The organism is uncultured Flavobacterium sp., assembly GCF_963974175.1.
GTDB lineage: Bacteria > Bacteroidota > Bacteroidia > Flavobacteriales > Flavobacteriaceae > Flavobacterium.
Genome location: NZ_CAXBBR010000004.1, coordinates 67,586 through 88,240, shown reverse-complemented (window position 1 = coordinate 88,240; position 20,655 = coordinate 67,586). Strand labels below are relative to the sequence as shown.

Here is a 20,655-nt window from a genome sequence, read left to right as displayed (position 1 = left end):
CACACAAATAATTAAAACGCTCCCTCCCAACTTTAAACACTCCCAAATTTTCAATTTTACATCTACCTCTAAAACTAAGTCCTGCCTCAGCTAACTGCACTTATTCGAGACCGCTATTCAAAAAAGACAACGGACGAAATGTTTCATTTATCATGATTTGCAATAAAATAGCCATATATTAGCTAAGGCTTACAAAAGTGGTTTTAGGGTTACTATGACATTGGTATTCATGTAAAATAAAAGTGTGGTATTTCACGACCTACTAAAAGAAACCTCATTTAATATTCCGCAACAAGTAACATAATAGAATTAAATAACAATTTAAATTTTTTAGTATGGAAGGCTTAATAATGGATTATCCACTCACAACAACTACCATTCTTGAATATGGAAACAGCGTCTATCGTAATAAAAAAATAATAACCTATTTACCAGATGGAACGCGAGAAGAATATCGTTTTGGTGATCTGTATAAACGATGTAAAAAGTTAGCTAATGCATTAACTAAAAAATTAGGAATTAATAACGGAGACATGGTGGGTACTTTTGCATGGAACCATGCACCACATGTAGAGTTGTACTATGGTATTTCAGGTATTGGAGCCATTTGTCATCCTATAAATATTAGACTAACAAGCCATCAAACGGAATATATAATCAACAATTCTGAAGACAGAGTGATTTTTGTAGATGCTACTTTAGTCCCACTATTAGAAAAAATCGCTCCCCTACTAGAAACTGTAGAATGCTATGTCTTAATAAACGCGCCTAAGGATTTTAAAACCTCTTTGCTAAACACGATACATTATGAAGATTTACTAGCAGACCAATCTGAAGAGTATGAATGGCCCACGTTAAACGAGAATGATGCTTGCGGAATGTGTTACACCAGCGGAACAACCGGTTTGCCAAAAGGAGTTTTATATTCCCACAGATCAACCTATTTGCATGCTTCTAACATTATATCACCCAATGCAGGGAATTACAGCAATCTAGATACCCTTTTATTGATTGTCCCTCAATTTCATGTAATGGCTTGGGGGTTTCCGTATTTATGTCTCTTGTCAGGATCAAACATGGTGCTGCCATCTTCTAACTTACAACCAGAAGCTATTATTAAAATTCTACAAGAAGAGAAAATAACTAAAGCAAATGGGGTTCCCACGATTTGGCTAGGAGTTTATCACGCCATGAAGGAAAACCCACCAAAAGAAAAACTAGCACTTCAAGAATACATTGTAGGCGGATCTGCCCTACCTAAAAGCCTTATTGAAGGTTTCGAAAAAGATTTTGGGATAAAAGGAGTTCAAGCTTGGGGAATGACAGAAACATCTCCTTTAGGTACCGTTTCTAGATTACAACCAGTGCATGCTAATTTATCAGAAAATGAAAAACTAAACATTCGTGCCAAACAAGGAACTGCTTTTCCAGGTGTAGAAATACGAATTATGACCGATGAGGGCACTCTGGCACCCGCAGATGGCAAGACCATGGGAGAATTACAAATAAAAGGCGCTTGGGTTATCAATTCCTATTTTAAAACGAATAATCAGGAAAACTTTACTGACGATGGTTGGTTTAAAACAGGTGATGTTAGCACCATCGATGCCGATGGTTATATGGAAATTAAAGACCGCACAAAAGACCTTATAAAAAGTGGTGGCGAATGGATTTCAAGCGTTGCCTTAGAATCAGCATTAATGGCGCATCCTAAAATTAGAGAAGCTGCTGTAATTGCAATAGCAGACGAAAAATGGGTAGAAAAACCTTTGGCTTCCATAGTTCTAGCGAATACTGAAGATACAATTTCAGATGAAGAATTAATTGAATTCTTATCGAGAGACTTTGTAAAATATCAGATTCCTAAAGACTATGTTTATATAACTGAAGTGCCTAAAACAAGCGTTGGCAAATTTGACAAAAAAGAGATTAGAAGACTATTTGCCGAAGGAAAACTTATGTAAACACAGAACTGCATGCTCTGATAAACGATTCACTATCAGCCTACTATAAGCTACTAAAGCCCTTAAAATAGTTTCTAACAGGAATCGCAAAGCGATACATCTATAGATCGTCATTGCTAGGCGTTACCACTTACAAAATAAGAATCAATTCTACATTACTAAAATCCGATTGGTCAACGCTAATCGGATTTTTTTATGGCTTGATTATTATGGCGTATCCCCGCTTCCACTCCGTTGCAGCGGGGTCGGGCTATTCGTTACAATCTTTTTACTTTATTCCGCTATCGCTGTATAAAGTAAAAAGGATTTCCACTGCTATCCCTTACGCAAAAACAAAGCTGCAAATAATCGTATTACCTGATTAAAAAGAGGTTAAAAACAAAATAGTACTCTCTTTAAATCAGTAGATCAACACATTATGAACTGGACTGCAAAATTGAAAAAACATCGAGACGAAAACAGAATCGCGGTACAATTGGAGAAAAACGTATTCTGAAGCATTATAAAAAAAGCTGTAAGAAGACCAGTCGCTTTGCACTGGCTTAGGCAAAGCTATGCCACACATCTATTAGAAAGTGGAACTGATTTACGCTACATTCAGGAATTATTAGGTCATAGCAGCAGTAAAACAACCGAAATCTACACCCATCTATGTACGAAAAGCCTGCAACAAATAAAAATTGCATTTGATGATTTATAAGATAATTATTATATATTTGATAGTAGATTAGACTGACTCTAGTCAGACCTATCTACCCTAATGTGGGGTGATAGGTCTGATGTTATCAGACCTATATACAAGTTGTATGCTATTTATGAAAACCTGAATGGAAAAAGAAATTTTATTTACAGCAAGAAATACTTACGATTCAGAATATAATTCAGGATTCAGTTGGGAAGAATATTTGAAATGGTCTAAACTTTATCAACTGAAAGAATTAGTTTCATTAGATGGAATTTTAAATGATTTATCCTTCACACCTGATTTTGATTCTGAAACTGAATGGAAATATATTGTAACTGACCAAAATGTGGTTACAGTATTTTTTAATTCTGTTGATTACGTTTTGGAAAAAGTAAAAGACTTAAAATATTTTAATTTATTGGCTGTCATTAAAGAACCGAAAAGCGAGAATGCTAATTTGAGTTCTGAATTTGATTTTATAGGTTATGATTTGGTAGAAAAAGATGGAGATATTAGTGCACTAACAAATTGTGGAGGTTTTGATGAAACATTTTTACCTCAAGAACTAAATCAATACGGATTAATTTCAGATTACGATAAAGCAAAAAAAGTTCAAATAGAACTCATTAAAAATAATCCTGAAGAACATCACGCAGATTGTTACTTATTTGAAGTGTGGAGACATAAAACTATTGGACGAAAGTAAACAGCATACAACAGCCATTTTGAGCTAGCTGGAATTTAGTGGAATTCCCGTTTCGCATCAAGTTTTCGTTAAGCCGAAAACTGAGCGGTTACGAACTTCCAGCCATCTCAAAGCAGCGACACGTTATGGGTTATTAACAAAAAACGAAAATATGCACGCATTTGAAGACTTAATATACCAAAGTACATCTTTTACATTGGCAACTTTAGAAGAAGCTAATTCAAAAATTATTGAAGTACTCCAAACAAGTGGATCGACAATTCATGTAAAAAATCTTCAAATGATACAACTTCAAAAAACAATATTTGCGATTGGAATGTTTTCGATGTTTGATGCAATATTACAGGATCAATTAGAATGCAGCAATGGATTTGAAGAAGCCAAAAATATTCTTAAGAAGAAACAAAATTTAGAACTTCACAATCGTTTTGATGAATTTATATGTGCCATCAATGTTTTAAAGCATGGAGAAGGAAGAAGTTATGAAACTTTAGTTTCAAAATCTGAATTTCTCCCATTTAAAATAAAATTGCATGGTGAAAATTTCTTTGATGAAGGTGACGTTTCTGAAATTAACACATTAATAGAAGTAGATGATGATTTTGTTTTAAACTGTGCAAATTTAATTGAAAGTGTTTCAAATGAAATTAAGGATTAAATACATTAACAACCCATAACACACGTCTTGCGCCATTTGCGAATTTAGTGGAATTATCGTTTCGCATCAAGTATTCATTAAGCCGAAAATTGAGCGGTTAAGAACTTCCAGCCATCTAAAAGTGGTAAAACGTTATATGCTACTTGTGCCGAGAAGACACAGTTGAAAATAATTATAATATTCGCAGTTTGATTTTACTTAAATAATGCAGAAAGGCGAAAGTTGAAAACTTCCAACAGAAGTTGGAAAAGTGGAAACTGAAAAACCGAAACTTGCGAACGCTTTAAAGTTAGCAGAAATTTTAAAACAAAATTACAAATAAAAACAATGAAACAAATTTTCCTTTTTTCCTTATTATTTTTAGGAAATTTAATGTCTGCTCAAAAAAAATATGATCAATTTTATGTAAATAATAAAAATGATACTATCAAATGTGAAATTATTAATTTCTCTAATAAAAGGGTAAATGTAATTGCAAACGGAACAAAAATGAGTTTGAGTCCAAAGCTAATTAAATCTTTTTCATCATATACCTCTAATGGATATAGAACCTTTACTATTTTAAAAAATGATTTAAATAACTTCTATGAAGTAAATATTATAGGAAAAATATCATTTTATAAAGTTTATACAAGTAATGGTTATAATGGAATTTTACCCGTGATGGTTAAAAATGATAAAATTTTTTATTTAAATGTATTAAATCCAAGAAATAGAATTGCAGAATTAATAAGTGATTGCCCCAGTCTTTTAAAAGATTGGAATGAAACAGAAAATTATAAAACATCTGACAAGGAAAAAATTGTAAAAGCATATAATAGTGATTGTGAATAAAAAAATTCTGCTAACAGCCATTGAGCTAGCTGTAGTTTAGTAGAATTATCTTCTCACATCAAGTTTTGTTAAGCAGAAAATTGAGAGGTTACGAACTTCCATCCATCTCAAAGTGTCATAACGTTAGCCATAATTTTAATAATAACTGCCAATATCGAATGACGAATCTTTTTGAATGCATAACAAAAAATGATTTTTTAAAATTTATAAATAATCCCTACAAAAAGAGCAGTAGAAATTTTAGAAAAGATTTTATAATTTTTATTTTTCTTACAGTTTTAAATTTCTTGGTTTTATTTATCAAATCTTTTTATACTAATGAACCATTTATCGAAGAAAGTGATTTAACATTATATAATATGGAAAAAATTTTTCCATATCTAATTTTAATTCCGTTGATTGAAGAATTTAGTTATCGAGGATTTTTGAGATTTAAGAACAAAAAGATTTTTATAATTAGTGTCATCGCTGTAATAATTTTATTAGCAACATTTATCAAAGTCGACATATATCGAAACTCATCGATAATAGTATTAATAATCTTAACATGCTTTATTTACTTTCAAAATCAACTCTATGAAAAATTTTTGCTTTTTATTAATGAAAATTTAAAATATTTAATCTGGATTTCTTCAATTATTTTTGGTCTTATGCACTTATCAAACTTCCATGATTTTGAATATATAAATTTATTAGGCATAACAGAAAAAATAATTGCTGGTTTATTTTTCTGTTATATTACCCGAAAATATAATATTTTTTATTCTTATTTTTTTCACGCATTAAATAATAGTTTACCATTTTTAATTATTATTGCTTATAAACTAATAATATAAAAAACTATTGCTAACAGCCATTCATTGTGGCGCAGAGTGAAGAATGTGACGCAACAAAAAATAAATTTTACTAATTAATAAACAATAAAACCTTAATTTTTTTAAAAATGAAAAAACACACTTTATCAATAATTGGAATTGCTATACAATGCTTTGGAATTGGATTTATGTTTTACGGTCGCAACAATAATAGAATTTTGTTCTGGACGGGGTTTGCAGTAATATTTTTTGGCTTAGCTATTGTATTCGTTGGAATACTTTCAAATAAAGCAAAAAATAAATAGAAATAAAAATGATTAAATCTGAATTCGAAAAACATATAGAATCGAAAACACATTTTTTTAACGAGTAAAACTATAAATATGGTTAGTCTCTCTTTCAAATTAAGAATGAATATATAAGCTCATTTAATTACTTATTTGCCGAATTGAAAGTAGAAGCCGAACTGTATCAAGAATTTCCGTAGATACGGAATTAATAAAATTAGAAGTATTGTTACTAAAAGCTTACCGAATTTTAAACGCTGAAAAGTACAAATCGTAATTTAATCGAACGTGCAATAAACAACGAAATGGCAGCAGCTATTTTGAGCTAGCTGGAGTTCAGTGGAATTAACGTTTCGCATCAAGTTTTCGTTCAGCCGAAAATTGAGAGGTTACGAACTTCCATCCATCTCAAAGTGTCATAACGTTGGCTTCTATTACGCTGCCGACTGCTCAATAAATAACATCAAACAAAATAAACAATGACAAACAAAGACCTTTCAGAATTAACTGACCAAGAATTATTAGATGAAGCAAAAAAAATGAGATCATTTTCAATCGCTAATGCTTTGATTATTGGGGTTTTATTCGGAATAATATTTTACAGTATTGTTAAAAACAGTTGGGGAATGCTTACATTAATCCCTTTGTATTTGATCTACAAAATGGTTAATGACCCTAAAAACAAAAGAAGTAAAGACTTGGAAGAACTTTTGAAGGTGCGAAATTTGAAATAATCAATAATAGAAAGACAATACTTATTGGACTTATAACAGTTCGCTAATTTGCTAACGAAAAATACGGCAACAGTATTTTTTTTGAATTAATTACCGTTTCGCATCAAGTTTTCGTTAAGCCGAAAATTTAGCATTTATGAACTTCCATTCATCTCAAAGTGGCATAACGTTGGTGTCTATTTTAAAACTGAATAAATAGAAAATATGAATAAAATTAGAATTTCAATTTTGCTTTTAACAATTTCACTTTTTGTAAGTTGTGATTTTGTTAAAGATAGTTTTACTTTTAAAGATAAGACAAAAGAGTTTGTGGAAACATTAATGAAAAAGGACTATGATAAATGTGTTACTCAAATGGCTTTAGAAAGTGAAATGGGTAAAAACACAAACATTGACACTTTAAAATTGGGTTTGGAGCAATTCCGAGGATTAGTACAACGAAACTTTGGAGATAAGTTTGAGTATTCACTTATGAAATCTGAGAAAAAACGTTCAACAATTGAAAGTGAAAACACACCACCAAATACTACACTTGCATTAATTGAATTTACAAATGAAAAAGAATTTGGAGTTTTTCAGGTTTTGTTTGATGACAATTCAAAAAAGATAATTAATATAAATACCTTAGATGTAAAAGCACCCATACCGAATATGATTCTTTTTTGGTTTTTCGGAGTGCTACCATTAGCTGTTCTATTATTCAATATTTATGCAATACGAGCAATTAAGAAAAGTACATTATCAAAAAAATGGTTGAAATATCTAGCTGTATTATTTTTCAACGTTCCAACTATTACATATTCTGCTGTCGAAGGACTTTCATATAAAATTCTAAATTTTCAATTTTTCTTTGGAATTAGTTTTAGTTTTATGGGTTTTATGGGTTCAGTTTGGACTTTTGGAATTCCATTAGGTGGAATTTACTGGTTATGGAAACTGAAACAACACAAATTTGATGAAGAATTTAATACTGAAACAGAAGAACTTACTATAACAGCTGAATAAAAACACAGCCACGAACCGCTGTTTTGATATAGCTGGCATTTTGTGGGATTACCGTTTCGCATCAAGTTTTCGTTAAGCCGAAAATTGAGCGGTTACGAACTTCCAGCCATCTCAAAGTGGCGAAACGTTTATCAATACTATTAACTAAAAAAAACGAAACCAAAAAAATAAATTTATACTTTTATAAATTGTAGAATAAGAATTACGGAATGAAATATACATTAGAAGGAGAAGAAACGGAAAGGTTAAAATTTAGGCTATTAAATATTGAGGATTTTGATGATTGTATAGAATTGTTCAAAGACAATGAAGTTTGTCGTTTTTTAGGAGTTGACAAAGTTGAAACTCCAAATGAAAGATGTAAACTTTGGTTTGAAATGACATTTGATAGATATAAAAATGATTTAGGCGGACAAAATATACTGATAGAAAAAAATACAAATAAAATTGTTGGACAAAGTGGACTTTTAGTAAGAGAAATTGAAGGAAAACAAGAAATTGAAATTGCATATTCAATTTTGTCAGAATACAGAAAAAAGGGGTTTCCAACAGAATCAACTGAAAAATGTAAAAATTTTGCATTTGAAAATAAATTTACTGAAAGTTTAATTTCAATAATTCATACTGAAAATATTAATTCTGAAAAAGTTGCAAGCAGAAACGGAATGAGAAAAGATAAAACTACCGAATTTAAAGGAATGTCAGTAACCATTTATAGAATAAATTCTAGTGAATGGGAAAATAAAAAAAACAAAATCAAGTAAATGATAGAAACAGAAAGACTAATATTAAAACCATTGACATACGATCAATTAGTAAAATATACAAAATGCGACAATTCTTTGGAAGAAGAACTTAACTTGAATAAAACTTCAAGAATAATTTCACCTGAATTAAAAGAAGCATTTGAACAAACAATTTTGCCAAACGTGACGGATAAAACAAAAGACTTTTTATATTCGACACTTTGGACAGCTATTTCAAAAGCTGAAAACAAAATGATAGGAGATTTACTTATTGTTGGAGAACCAAATAAGAATGGAGAAATAGAAATTGGTTACGGAACTTATGACGAGTTTCAAGGAAAAGGATTTATGACAGAAATTGTAGGCGGAATTATTAAATGGACTAAAAAGCAAACAATTGTAAAATCAATTACTGCTTCGACAGACAAAACAAATACGGCATCTTTCAAAGTTCTTCAAAAAAATAATTTCACTAAAAATGGAGAAACAGAAACGCTATACAATTGGAAATTAGAAATAAATAATGAAACAATTAATAGATGAGAAAAACAACGAACCGCTATCAGCCGTTTGGCAAGATTGCGAATTTAGTGCAATTTCCGTTTTTAATGACGTTTACGTTTAACCGAAAGTTCTCGTTTTCAAAAGTCCACGACCTCGCTAAGTGGCATAACGTTATGCGCAACCTTATGACGAGACTTTGACTTCAAACTTCCTGCGTGAAACTGGCTTTGTGCAAGGAGGGACAAGCCTTTTTTGCCATCCTTCGCAAAATAAAATGAGCAGCAACTCAACCGCACAAAAGCTAACGTAAACTTACTTCACATTTTATTTTGCCTGCCTCATCACCTTCGATTAAACATAATTACTATTATTTATAGCTATTGAGTACTTACATGACTAACTTAGTCAAATAATTTCAGATAATCTCAATATTCTTATTTGATATGAAAGCAAATTCAACCAAAACTAAATCGCCTGCAAAAGCAGAAGTTAAAGAAAATTCTTTTCCAGTAGTTGCTATTGGCGCATCGGCAGGTGGATTAGAAGCTATGATTGAGTTATTAAAATATCTTCCAGCCGACACGGGCATGGCCTATATATATGTGCAGCACCTTAGCCCCGATCACAAAAGCATGTTGACTGAAATTTTGTCCAAGAAAACAAAGATGATAGTCCAGGAGATTGATGACATGGATCTAATACAGCCCGATAATGTTTTTGTTATTCCATACAACAAAGGAATTGAAGTAACTGACGGTCATATAAAATTAATTCCGCGTTCAAAAAGTAGTACAGCAATTTCAATTGATATTCTTTTCTCCTCACTTGCCGAAGCACAAAAAGAAAGAGTCATCGGAATTATTCTTAGCGGCAGCGCAAGCGATGGAACAGTAGGTATGCAAGCTATCAAGCACGAGGGTGGCTTAACTTTTGCCCAAGACGATAGTGCAAAATTTACCAGTATGCCTCATTCGGCAATTGCGGCAGGTACCGCAGATTTTATTTTGTCGCCAAAAGATATTGCACTCGAATTAGCGCGGCTAAGTAAACATCCTCTTATAAAAGCCATTGGAGTGAAAAGTGGTGAAGAAGATTTAATTGAAAACAGCAATCCCGATTTAAAAATCATTCTAAATCTATTACACAAAACCACCGGTGTTGATTTCAGCGTGTATAAAATGAACACGATCAAGAGGCGGATCATTCGCAGAATGTTGTTGTATAAAATAACGCAACTTAATGAATATGCAAATCTGCTTTCACAAAAAAAAGAAGAAATTGATATTCTTTACCAAGATTTATTGATTAATGTAACTAGTTTTTTTCGTGATGCTGAAACCTACAAATATTTAAAAGAAAATCTTTTCCCAATGCTACTCAAAAGAAAAAAAACTGGAGAGTCACTGCGCATATGGATTCCCGCCTGTGCCACAGGCGAAGAAGTGTATTCCATTGCAATGATCTTAACTGAAATTCAGGAAAGGAATACAACTAATATACCCGTTCATATTTTTGCAACAGATCTTAGTGAACAGGCAATAAACAAGGCACGTACTGGCAATTATACCGAACATGACTTAGAAAATGTTTCACCAAAACGCGTAGACCGATTCTTTACCAAAGGAGCTCGTGGATACCAGGTGAACAAAGCCCTACGCGATATGTGCGTATTTGCTACTCATAATATTTTACGTGACCCTCCTTTTTCTCGCCTCGATTTCCTTAGTTGTTGCAACCTATTTATATATTTTGATAACCCCGCACAAAAAAAAGCCGTCAATACATTTCATTATGCTTTAAATGAAGATGGATTTTTGATGCTTGGCAAATCAGAAAGCATCAGTCACTCTGCAAATCTTTTTGCGGACTTTGATAAAAACTATAAAATATTTTCACGTAAAATAAATTCGGGCACACGCTCGCTGCCTGCTCTATTACCACGCTATGAGCAACAAGCTTTTTCCGATAACAATTTTCCTGTAATGAATAAAAGTAAAACAAAACAAATTATTTCTGATAATCACAACAAACTTGACAACGCCATTGATGCCGTGCTTGTTTCTGATTTTATGCCTGCGAGCGTTGTGATCAATTACCAAATGGAAATTGTGCAGTTTCGCGGTACAACCGATTTATTTCTCACACATCCAAAAGGCAAAGCCACTTTTAATATTTTAAAAATGGCACGACCCGAAATTGCTTTTGAATTGCGCAATGCAGTTTCAAAAGTCATAAAATCAAAGCAAAGCATTCGCAAAACCGGAATTGAAATGAAAGTAAATTCCGAAGTCAAAATTATAAGTTTGGAAATTGTTCCGCTTAAAATTGACCCGATAACTATTGGATGGGATGAACCACTACTCTTAGTTCTTTTTACAGAGCAGGAACCAACAGAGATTTTTTCGCACAATGATGAAGGTGGAAAAAGCAATTCGCTTGCAAAAGACCGAAGGATAAAAAAATTAGAACTGGAATTGGCAGCAGCACACGCTGATGCACTTGCAATTGCACAAGAACAGGAAGCTTTTGCCGAAGAATTGCAAAGTGCCAATGAAGAAGTAGTATCAAGCAACGAAGAATTGCAAACTGTAAATGAGGAACTAGAAACTTCAAAAGAAGAAATAGAATCTGCCAACGAAGAACTCACTACCACTAATCAGGAGCTGCAAACACGCAACGATCTACTCAACGAAGCATACGATTATTCTGAAGCTTTATTTGCTACTATACACGAACCTATGCTAGTGTTAGATAAAAATCTTCGTGTAAAATCAGCTAACAAAACATTCTATAAAACATTTAATGTTAAAGAAGGAGAGACAGAAGGTATACTGCTGTATGATTTAGGAAACAAGCAATGGGATATTCCGCGCCTACGTGAACTATTGGAAAACTTACTTCCAAAAAACTCTCACTTCCATGATTTTGAAATTACACATACTTTCCCACTCATTGGAGAAAAAACAATGGTGCTCAACGCAAGACGCATTTTGCAAAAAATGAATCATGAAGAGTTAATTTTACTTGCCATTTCAGATGTTACTGAACAAGCAAATGCAAAAATAAAAATAGAAGAAAGCCAACAACAATTACGAAAAACTAAAGAACATTTTGAGATAGCCACAACTGCAGCCGAAGTAGGTATATGGTCGTTGGATATTGCTAATCAAACATTGGAGTGGTCTAGTTTACATAAAAAAATGTGGGGCTATACTAATCTGGAAAAAAAACTTACCTACGAAGAGTGGCATAAACTGATAGTTGAAGAAGATAAAGAAACTGCATTTGCTGAAGTAGAAAAGGCTCTTAAAACAAAAACTTTGTATGAAGTGAGCTATCGGATAAAGCGCGCCGATAATGGAAATATACGCTGGATAAAATCAACTGGTCAGTATTTCTATAATGATGCCGGAGAACCCATTACGCTTACCGGAGTCAGCATTGATATTACAGCACAGAAACTGTTTGAAAATGAATTGATGGACGCAAAGATAGCTGCAGAACATGCTACGCTGTCCAAACAACAGTTTTTATCAAACATGAGCCATGAAATTCGAACACCTTTAAATTCGATTTTAGGATTTACAAATGTGTTATTAAAAACCGAATTAGGCAATGAACAAGAAGAATATGTGCAAGCGATAAAAACAAGTGGCAAGTCTCTAAACCTGCTCATAAACGATATCCTTGATTTGGCAAAAGTAGATGCAGGTAGAATGACATTTGAAAAAAAACCGTTTGAAATACGGGAGTCATTAAATACAATACTACATTCTTTCAACCTGAAAGTAAAACAAAAGAATTTAGATCTTGTAAACGAATACGACAGCAAAATACCATCAATGCTTTTAGGCGATTCATTAAGATTAAATCAGATTATTTTAAACCTAATAAGCAATGCCGTAAAATTTACACACAAAGGAACAGTTTTATTAAGCGTCAAATTACTAAACGAAGACAAAGAAAATGTGACTATTGAATTTGCTGTTACTGATTCAGGAATTGGCATTGCTGCTGACAAAATAACTTCAATTTTCAATGTTTTTGAACAGGCTGAATGCAGCACAGCGAATTGCTATGGAGGAACGGGATTAGGGCTCGCTATTGTTAAACAACTAATAGAAGCACAAGGAGGAAGTATTAGCTTAAGGAGCGAGCTAAGTAAAGGTTCAACATTTAGTTTTACCCTGCCTTTTGGAAAAACAAATGTGAAACCTGAAGAAGAAACAGAAATACTACAACAGGATTCAGAAATTAAAAATCTGCGAATATTAGTTGCCGAAGATGTTGCATTAAATCAATTATTAATCAAAATTATTTTAAGTGATTTTGGATTTGAACATGAAATAGTAGAAAATGGAAAAATTGCAATAGAAAAATTGAAAACCAATACCTACGATATTATTTTGATGGATTTGCAGATGCCAGAAATGAATGGATTTGAGGCAACAGATTACATACGCAAAACAATGAAATCTCAAATTCCAATAATTGCTTTAACAGCAGATGTAACCAAAGCAGATGTTTCCAAATGCAAAGAATTTGGTCTGGACGATTATATTCCCAAACCTATTAACGAAAACTTACTATATAGTAAAATAGTGGAATTAGTAAAAAGGAAACAATAATCATTGATGTGCGAGTTTAATAATGAAAGAAACACCAACGCGTTGGAAAGTGAAAGTTTTATTCAGACTTCAAACATTAGTAAAACGAATGAAAATCTCATTGAACAACCGCTGTGCGGACTTAAAAAAAATGCTACTTGGACCGAATAACAGGGGAGCGCATAACAGCAGCTACATTTAAAACCAACCAAAATGAAAAACACCATGAAACTACTAGTACTTTTTCTTTTCTCTTTGATTTGGAGTAGTACAAATGCTCAAGTTCAAATGAACTTTAAATTTGATACTCCTTATGGAAACAATGAATCTGTAGGGAAATATATTGCCATAAATGGTGCTAAAATCTACTATGAGGAATATGGAAAAGGCGAACCGTTGTTACTTATTCACGGAAATGGTGGTAGTATTGAATCGATGGGAAATCAGATCGATTATTTCAAAACTAAATACAGAGTTATCATCGCTGATAATAGAGGGCAAGGTAAATCTGAAATGAAAACAGATTCTTTGACATATACTCAAATCACAAAAGATTGGGAGGGCTTAGTTAATTACTTAAAATTAGATTCCATTAGCATTGTTGGATGGAGCGATGGAGGGATTGTGGGGTTGGAAATGGCTATTTCAGGCAAATCAAAAATAAAGAAGCTTGTAGCAATGGGTGCAAATTTAAGACCTGATTCAACGGCTGTCAACTCTTGGGCTGTTAAAGAAGTTTTACAATCTAAAAAAATGATTAACTCAAAAATTCAAGAAAAAGACACTACTGCAAATTGGAATTTACGAAAGCAACTTCTCGGCCTTTTGGGTGATCAGCCAAATATTCCAATTGAAGATTTATCCAAAATAAAGACAAAAGTATTAATAATCGCTGGCGATGAAGATATTATTAGAAGCGAACATAGTTTAGAAATGTATGAAAATATCCCAAAAGCTCAATTATGTATAATGCCAGGAGAAACACATTTCGCACCAGCGTCAAACCCTAAATTATTTAATGAAATCGTGAATAGATTTTTAGAAAAACCATTTAAAAGACCTGATTCCGATTTTACAAAATGGTAGGAATAATTGTATCTAACAGCCATTTTCAGTAGCGGGAGTTTAGTGAAATTATCTTTTCGCAGCTAGTTTCCGTTAAGCCGAAAATTGAGCGGTTACAAATTTCTAGCTATCTTAAAGTGGCGAAACGTTAGCAGCAATTCCTCTCTTCTCCAAAAAAAAAATTACTTTAAGGTAACGTTTTACAGAAAAAATTGAATAATTTAAAACCCACTAAACAAAAACATAAAGAAACGTTACTCCGAAATAAAAATGACAAAAAAAGAACAATTAATTGAAACGATATATTTTGCAGGAGGCTGCCTTTGGGGCGTACAAGAGTTCTTAAAACACCTACCTGGCGTACTTGAGACCCAAGCCGGCAGAGCTAATGGCTTTACGAAATCCACTAATACAGCCTATGATGGTTATGCAGAATGTGTCAAAACAACCTTTGACTCTAAGGTTGTTTCGATTGAAGATTTAATACATTACTTTAGAGAAATCATTGACCCTTATAGTATCAACCAACAAGGAAACGATATAGGAGAAAAATATCGCACCGGTATCTACAGCGATAATCAAAATCACCTGTTAAAGGCCAAAAATTGTATTAAGGAAATAGAACAGACACTAAACCATGAAAATAAAACAATAAAAAAAATAGCTATTGAAGTGCTTCCTTTAACAAATTTTATCCCAAGTGATGAAGAACATCAAGATAGATTAACCTTGCACCCAAATGACTACTATTATTGCCACATTCCTTTAGACCTACTACATAAGTATAAAAAAAGTAACAACTAATATTTAGCTAGCTGACTAGAATTTAGCCAAGACTGTAATTTTCAAACTAAATAAGCCTTTATGAAGTTAATGATCAAGAACTTAGCTATTCTTTGATTCCTTTTATTATATATTCATTAAGTACAAGGGAAGCGAAAATAAGGCTTCCACCAATTATAATCTTCTTAATATCTGCCTCTTTATTCCATATAACTAGGTTGACAATTAATCCTAATGGAACTAACGCATTATTCATAATCGCTAATGATCCTGTATTTACCTTAGCAACACCTTTGTTCCAAAAAAAATAACCTGCACCTGAAGCTACAGCACCCAGGTATATTAATATTCCCCACTGAACTGATGTAGTTGGCATCTTTTCTGTTGAGCCAAGAATGGAAAAAGCAATTAGTGCTACTAAAAACGCACCAATAAAGAACAATCCAAAAATAGTATGCTTAGGTGTACTTTCTAATTCAGGCGTAGATTTTAATAAATACTTGTAAGCAACTTGACCAACAGCAAAGCAAAGATTGGCACCTTGCGTGATCAAAAAACCTAAAAACACATTTTCACTAATGCTTGAGTATTGAATATAAGCAGCTCCTATAACAGCTATTAAAGCAGTAAGTAGATGCCCTTTATGAAATCGCTTACTTAAAATGTCATTTAATAAAGTAATGTAAATTGGTGTCAATACACTAAAAAGTAACACTTCAGGCACAGTAAGAAATTGAAACGACTGAAAGTAAAAACAATACATCAAACCTAATTGAACCGAACCAATTGCGGTAAGTCTGAAAATTGTTTCTGCTTTAATTTCCTTCAGCCTTAAAAAAGGCAAAAATATCATTGTAGCGATACCGATACGCATCAACACTGAAAACCATGGATCAACAGACCCCGAAAGATATACACCAATTAAGCTAAACGAAAAAGCTCAGATAATAGTAACGCCAAATAAATACTTCATAAATTAATCATACATCACTTAAACCAAAAAATCTTTACTTAAAAACGAATGTATAAAATTATCTAAATAAAGACAATGAATTGTAATTATTACTTTAGTTACAATTAACAAAGCGCTCAAACAAGAGTCTCTATTGAATGTGATGATAGAACAAATGAAATTATTTTTGAAGGTACTAATAAGTACATTCCTCCATGGTTAATAAGTCACATTTTTACCAAATAACTAATTGTAGCAATAAACTGTTTTACTGAAAATATAATACCTAATTACATAGATAAAAACTACTGCCAACAAAAGCTATAATTAATACGGGTTTTGATGTTTTATCCAAAAGTTAGTGTATTTTTATAATTCCTTCAAATCTTTTGATTTGGCTTTAGAACAAAAAAGATAAAAACAAAATAAAAAGTTTTGGCTAAGTGCTTAATCGGAAATTCAATAATTTTAATTCCCGTACTAACCATAGCCTAGACGTTACAGAATGTTTTGCCGAGCTAAAACCGGAAATCAATACTAAATTGAAACTTTAAATTTTACAACATTTAAAAAAATGTACTATGAGTAATAGAAGAAATTGGTTAAAGCAAACAAGTTTAGGTATTGTAGGTTTAGGTTTTATTCCGTTTGAGAGTTTTGCAATTCCAACAAAGGAAAACATCATTAAAGAAAAAAGCACAAGCCTAATTCGGTTAAGGTCAAACGAAAATCCTTATGGTCCATCAACATTGGCAAGTAATGCGATGAGTGATAGTGTAAGTGCCAGCAATCGCTATAATTGGGATTTGTTAACGAACTAATTGGAAAAATTGCCCAAAAACATAATTTAACTGATCAAAACATATTACTAGGTGCGGGCTCTTCTGAAATTTTAAATTTAGTTGCTTTGCTTTGCTCAAAAAAATCAGGAAATTTAATTATTGCGGAAACTACGTTTGATTATTGGACTATAACAGCGGAAAATGCAGGTCTTAAAAAAATTGCAATCCCATTAACAGCAGATAAAAAGCATGATTTATCTGCAATGCTAAATGCTATTGACACTGATACCAAAATGATTTATATATGTAATCCTAATAATCCAACTGGGACAATTTGTGCAAGTGAAGCACTTCTAAATTTCATAAATGAAGCCACAAAAGAACGAAAATTTTAGTAGATGAGGCTTACCTAGATTTTACCGACCAACCCTCACTTGCAAATCTTGTAACGGAGAATAAAAACTTAATTATTGCCAAAACCTTTTCAAAAATATATGCCTTAGCAGGTTCACGTGTTGGATATGCAATAGCACATCCTGAAACTATTAAGGAAATAAGTCAATTGCAGTTTGCCACAAATGGTAGTGTAAGTGTTGTCTCGGCTTCAGGAGCTTTAGCATCATTAAAAGGATGATAAATTTGTAACTGATACTATTACATTTAACAATGAAGTAAGAAAATATACAGTTGATCAATTGGAGAATCTAAAAATACGTTGTATTCCGTCCCACACAAACTTTGTCTATTTTTCATTAGAGAATTACAACAAAGACCTTTTTGAGCAGTTAAAAAAGAATAATATTCTAGGAACTAAAATTTATGAAGAAAAGGGGAAATGGTCGAGAATTACAATTGGTACAATGAAAGAAATGAAACAATTTATTAAAGCATTAGAGTAAATATAAAAACAGCATACAACCGCCAAATTGAGCTAGCTGGATTTCGAACCCTTTTACATCGTATATTTAGTAAACATTCAAGATTAATCTTAAATAAAAAATTATGAAAAAACTGTTTCTTATAATAATAACAATTTTGACATTGATTTCTTGCACTATACAAAAGGACTTTTATCAAAATGGAAACCTAAAAGCTAAAGGAAAAATTACTAATAATATAAAACATGGGAAATGCCAACTTTTCTATGAAAATGGTAATCGAGAACAAATTGGGACTTTTATCCAGGGCAAGAAGGCTGGAATATGGAAATCATATCACACTAACGGTTCAATTCATGCCGAAAAGGAATGGGATAATGATAAGTTAACTCGAATTATTTCTTGCTACGATGAAAAAGGTAACAAAATGGATGTAGACACATTTAACAATGTAAATGAAACAGCGAGATTATACGATATCGATGGAAATTTAAATTTTATTATTCACGGAATTGATAATAAAATACCGCGAGAATATTTAAATTTCAAAGAGAAATACGGAATTGGACTGATTATAGAAAATTGTGCAATCGACCCATTTTCCTTTAAAAGAGCGACTAAAAATAATCAGATGATTTCAGAATATTTAAATAAAAAATATGGAAAAGATTGGCTGGACGAATTACCCTCAAAACCTTACGGAATGTAATAAATACGTTTTACAAAACCGTATAAATTAGTAGGTTTTTGTAGTACTTAACACTAGGAGATCGCACTTTTACTATATCCCCTTTTCCAGCAATAATCACTCGCATCGACCAAAACAAAAGTCTTAAAGCGACAGTACCTTAGACCTCACATCTTCAACATCATGCCAAAAATTGAATTAGCAACTGAAATAAAGGCTGACAAGAAAATTGTTTTTGATCTTTCTCGAAGTATCGATTTACATAAAATTTCTACAAAACATACTAATGAAGAAGCGGTCGCCGGAAAAACAACTGGACTAATTGAACTACATGAAAGTGTCACCTGGAAAGCTAAACATTTTGGAGTTTACCAACTTTTAACTTCAAAGATTACCGAATTTGAAAGTCCGAATTATTTTATTGATGAAATGGAAAATGGCGCTTTTAAATGGTTTAGACACAAACATATTTTCGTTGATACTAAAAACGGAACTTTAATGACCGATATTTTTGAATATGAATCTCCTCTAGGTTTCGTTGGAATTTGCGCCGACAAATTATTCTTAAAAAAATACATGATCAATCTTCTTGAAAAAAGGAATAAAACCATCAAAGAATTTGCCGAAACAGAAAAATGGAAATTGATCGTCAAACTATGATTAGAGTTTGAAGAGTTGTTGCCTGCCATTTGCGTCTTTGTCGTAAAAGAAACAATAATTTTCATAACTTAGTTTTTTCCTCACGGAAAAAATGAGAAAAATTGCTTCCTATTTTATCTAACTAGACTTGCATTAAAGCCTATGAAAAATACAATGTATTTAATGGAAAATCGCCACTCAACCTGGCTCGAACTCTTTTTTGACTTAATCTTTGTTGTGGCATTGGGTAAGGTAACTCATCTATTAGCATACACCCATAATTATGAACTACACAGTCATGTATACTTATCATTTGCTATATTATTTTTACCTTTTTGGTGGATTTGGGTACTACATACCTCCTTTTCTAATAGATTTGACAATGACAGTAGGTTCCATAGAGTTTTCACGCTGCTGATTATGTTTGTCCTTATCATTTTATCCACGACAATCGACTCTGGAATAGAAACTAACTACGCTATTTTTTTGTTAGTCTACGGTGTAGCCAAACTAATTACGGCGGGATTATACGCTAAGGATATCCAAAAGATAAAGGGGAGATCAATAAACAAAAGGATTATTTGGGTGCTAATAATTGGAACCCTCCTTGCTGTATCTGGTTTGTTTTTTTCGTACAAAATAGCAGCTGTACTACTAACCACTAGTATTTTTATAGAAATTATTATCATCCAGACCGCTCTAAATACGCAAAACTCAACTAAACCTGTAGATAAAGAACATTTAGTAGAACGCATCGGGCTGCTAGCCATTGTTCTTTTAGGCGAGTCTATAGCTTCCTTGACATCTGGCCTTACTGATGTAGATTGGACAATATTAACTATGGCTACGGGAATGGTAGGCTTCTCGATAATAGCCATGATCTGGTGGATTTATTTCGACTCGCTAAATTTTTTGATTGAAAGTAAAAGAGATAAATATGGAACTGGTATTATTTACTCTCAGTTATTAGTATATATGTCTTTTGCGATACTTGCAAATACAATAAGACATGCCATCCTCAACGATCTAAACCTATTTGATTTTAGAATTATGGCCATGTCAGGAATGCTGCTTCTATATATTGGAAAACAAACAGCATATGCCATCAATACCCCTGAAAACGGTAAATACAGAATAATAAACACCTTGATCGTGCTTTTGATAACTGCAGTGTCTCTGCTTTTAGATAGGGCTCAATACATCCTTTTTGGGATGGCGTTTTCTTTTGCCATTTATATCTTGCTTAACTATAAAACACAGATGAAATTATATGGTAAAGTCAATTTTTGAGTTTTTATCGAATATCTCCACGAGAGTTAATGT

The 20,655-nt window shown here is 32.3% G+C and carries 20 protein-coding genes and 1 pseudogene; 20 read left to right on the top strand and 1 reads right to left on the bottom strand.

Features of this window, described 5'->3' with window-relative positions; all coding sequences use genetic code 11:
• The first annotated feature begins 335 nt into the window (after positions 1–335).
• From AAC069_RS07795 to AAC069_RS07735, 13 genes and pseudogenes are all read left to right on the top strand, one after another.
• Positions 336–1,964 carry a long-chain fatty acid--CoA ligase gene (locus AAC069_RS07795; RefSeq protein ID WP_339919914.1) on the top strand — a complete coding sequence of 543 codons (1,629 nt, stop codon included), beginning with the start codon at positions 336–338 and terminating at the stop codon, positions 1,962–1,964.
• Positions 1,965–2,490: 526 nt separating this feature from the next.
• Positions 2,491–2,664: pseudogene (locus tag AAC069_RS07790) on the top strand (tyrosine-type recombinase/integrase); the annotation flags it as partial.
• Between the two features lie 127 nt (positions 2,665–2,791).
• Positions 2,792–3,355 (top strand): hypothetical protein, encoded by a 564-nt coding sequence (locus tag AAC069_RS07785; RefSeq protein WP_339919913.1) that lies wholly within the window; start codon positions 2,792–2,794, stop codon positions 3,353–3,355.
• 151 nt (positions 3,356–3,506) lie between these two features.
• The gene (locus AAC069_RS07780) at positions 3,507–4,013 is read left to right on the top strand and encodes a hypothetical protein (RefSeq protein WP_339919912.1); all 507 of its coding nucleotides are present in this window, start codon (positions 3,507–3,509) and stop codon (positions 4,011–4,013) included.
• 327 nt (positions 4,014–4,340) lie between these two features.
• The gene (locus AAC069_RS07775) at positions 4,341–4,847 is read left to right on the top strand and encodes a hypothetical protein (RefSeq protein ID WP_339919911.1); all 507 of its coding nucleotides are present in this window, start codon (positions 4,341–4,343) and stop codon (positions 4,845–4,847) included.
• Positions 4,848–5,005: 158 nt separating this feature from the next.
• Complete coding sequence (locus tag AAC069_RS07770; protein ID WP_339919910.1) at positions 5,006–5,683, top strand: CPBP family intramembrane glutamic endopeptidase; 678 nt, start codon at positions 5,006–5,008, stop codon at positions 5,681–5,683.
• A gap of 745 nt (positions 5,684–6,428) precedes the next feature.
• On the top strand, positions 6,429–6,683 hold the full coding sequence (locus tag AAC069_RS07765) for an FUSC family protein (RefSeq protein WP_339919909.1): 255 nt from the start codon (positions 6,429–6,431) through the stop codon (positions 6,681–6,683).
• A gap of 204 nt (positions 6,684–6,887) precedes the next feature.
• Positions 6,888–7,688, top strand: a complete 801-nt coding sequence (locus tag AAC069_RS07760; RefSeq protein WP_339919908.1) for a hypothetical protein — start codon at positions 6,888–6,890, stop codon at positions 7,686–7,688.
• Between the two features lie 209 nt (positions 7,689–7,897).
• Entirely contained in the window at positions 7,898–8,452 is a 555-nt protein-coding gene (locus AAC069_RS07755; RefSeq protein ID WP_339919907.1) for a GNAT family N-acetyltransferase, read from the top strand.
• Positions 8,453–8,977, top strand: a complete 525-nt coding sequence (locus tag AAC069_RS07750) for a GNAT family N-acetyltransferase (RefSeq protein ID WP_339919906.1) — start codon at positions 8,453–8,455, stop codon at positions 8,975–8,977. It begins immediately after the preceding gene.
• Positions 8,978–9,381: 404 nt separating this feature from the next.
• On the top strand, positions 9,382–13,566 hold the full coding sequence (locus AAC069_RS07745) for a chemotaxis protein CheB (protein ID WP_339919905.1): 4,185 nt from the start codon (positions 9,382–9,384) through the stop codon (positions 13,564–13,566).
• Positions 13,567–13,770: 204 nt separating this feature from the next.
• Complete coding sequence (locus AAC069_RS07740; protein ID WP_339919904.1) at positions 13,771–14,631, top strand: alpha/beta hydrolase; 861 nt, start codon at positions 13,771–13,773, stop codon at positions 14,629–14,631.
• A gap of 249 nt (positions 14,632–14,880) precedes the next feature.
• Positions 14,881–15,414 (top strand): peptide-methionine (S)-S-oxide reductase, encoded by a 534-nt coding sequence (locus AAC069_RS07735; protein WP_339919903.1) that lies wholly within the window; start codon positions 14,881–14,883, stop codon positions 15,412–15,414.
• An 85-nt stretch (positions 15,415–15,499) separates the two neighbouring features.
• Here AAC069_RS07735 and AAC069_RS07730 read toward each other — a convergent pair whose 3' ends face one another.
• Positions 15,500–16,315 (bottom strand): EamA family transporter, encoded by an 816-nt coding sequence (locus AAC069_RS07730; protein WP_339920263.1) that lies wholly within the window; start codon positions 16,313–16,315, stop codon positions 15,500–15,502.
• Positions 16,316–16,926: 611 nt separating this feature from the next.
• Between AAC069_RS07730 and AAC069_RS07725 the strand changes: the two genes are divergently transcribed.
• From AAC069_RS07725 to AAC069_RS07695, 7 genes are all read left to right on the top strand, one after another.
• The gene (locus AAC069_RS07725) at positions 16,927–17,166 is read left to right on the top strand and encodes a hypothetical protein (protein WP_339919902.1); all 240 of its coding nucleotides are present in this window, start codon (positions 16,927–16,929) and stop codon (positions 17,164–17,166) included.
• The gene (locus tag AAC069_RS07720; protein WP_339919901.1) at positions 17,145–17,522 is read left to right on the top strand and encodes an aminotransferase class I/II-fold pyridoxal phosphate-dependent enzyme; all 378 of its coding nucleotides are present in this window, start codon (positions 17,145–17,147) and stop codon (positions 17,520–17,522) included. Before AAC069_RS07725 ends, AAC069_RS07720 begins: the two co-directional genes overlap by 22 nt.
• A complete protein-coding gene (locus AAC069_RS07715) occupies positions 17,516–17,761 on the top strand; it encodes an aminotransferase class I/II-fold pyridoxal phosphate-dependent enzyme (protein WP_339920262.1) in 246 nt (81 codons plus the stop codon). The genes AAC069_RS07720 and AAC069_RS07715 overlap by 7 nt, the downstream gene beginning before the upstream one ends.
• 61 nt (positions 17,762–17,822) lie before the next feature.
• Entirely contained in the window at positions 17,823–18,026 is a 204-nt protein-coding gene (locus tag AAC069_RS07710) for a hypothetical protein (RefSeq protein ID WP_339919900.1), read from the top strand.
• A gap of 103 nt (positions 18,027–18,129) precedes the next feature.
• Entirely contained in the window at positions 18,130–18,714 is a 585-nt protein-coding gene (locus AAC069_RS07705) for a hypothetical protein (protein ID WP_339919899.1), read from the top strand.
• 162 nt (positions 18,715–18,876) lie between these two features.
• Positions 18,877–19,353 (top strand): SRPBCC family protein, encoded by a 477-nt coding sequence (locus tag AAC069_RS07700; protein ID WP_339919898.1) that lies wholly within the window; start codon positions 18,877–18,879, stop codon positions 19,351–19,353.
• 141 nt (positions 19,354–19,494) lie between these two features.
• The gene (locus AAC069_RS07695; RefSeq protein WP_339919897.1) at positions 19,495–20,622 is read left to right on the top strand and encodes a low temperature requirement protein A; all 1,128 of its coding nucleotides are present in this window, start codon (positions 19,495–19,497) and stop codon (positions 20,620–20,622) included.
• Positions 20,623–20,655 lie beyond the last annotated feature (33 nt).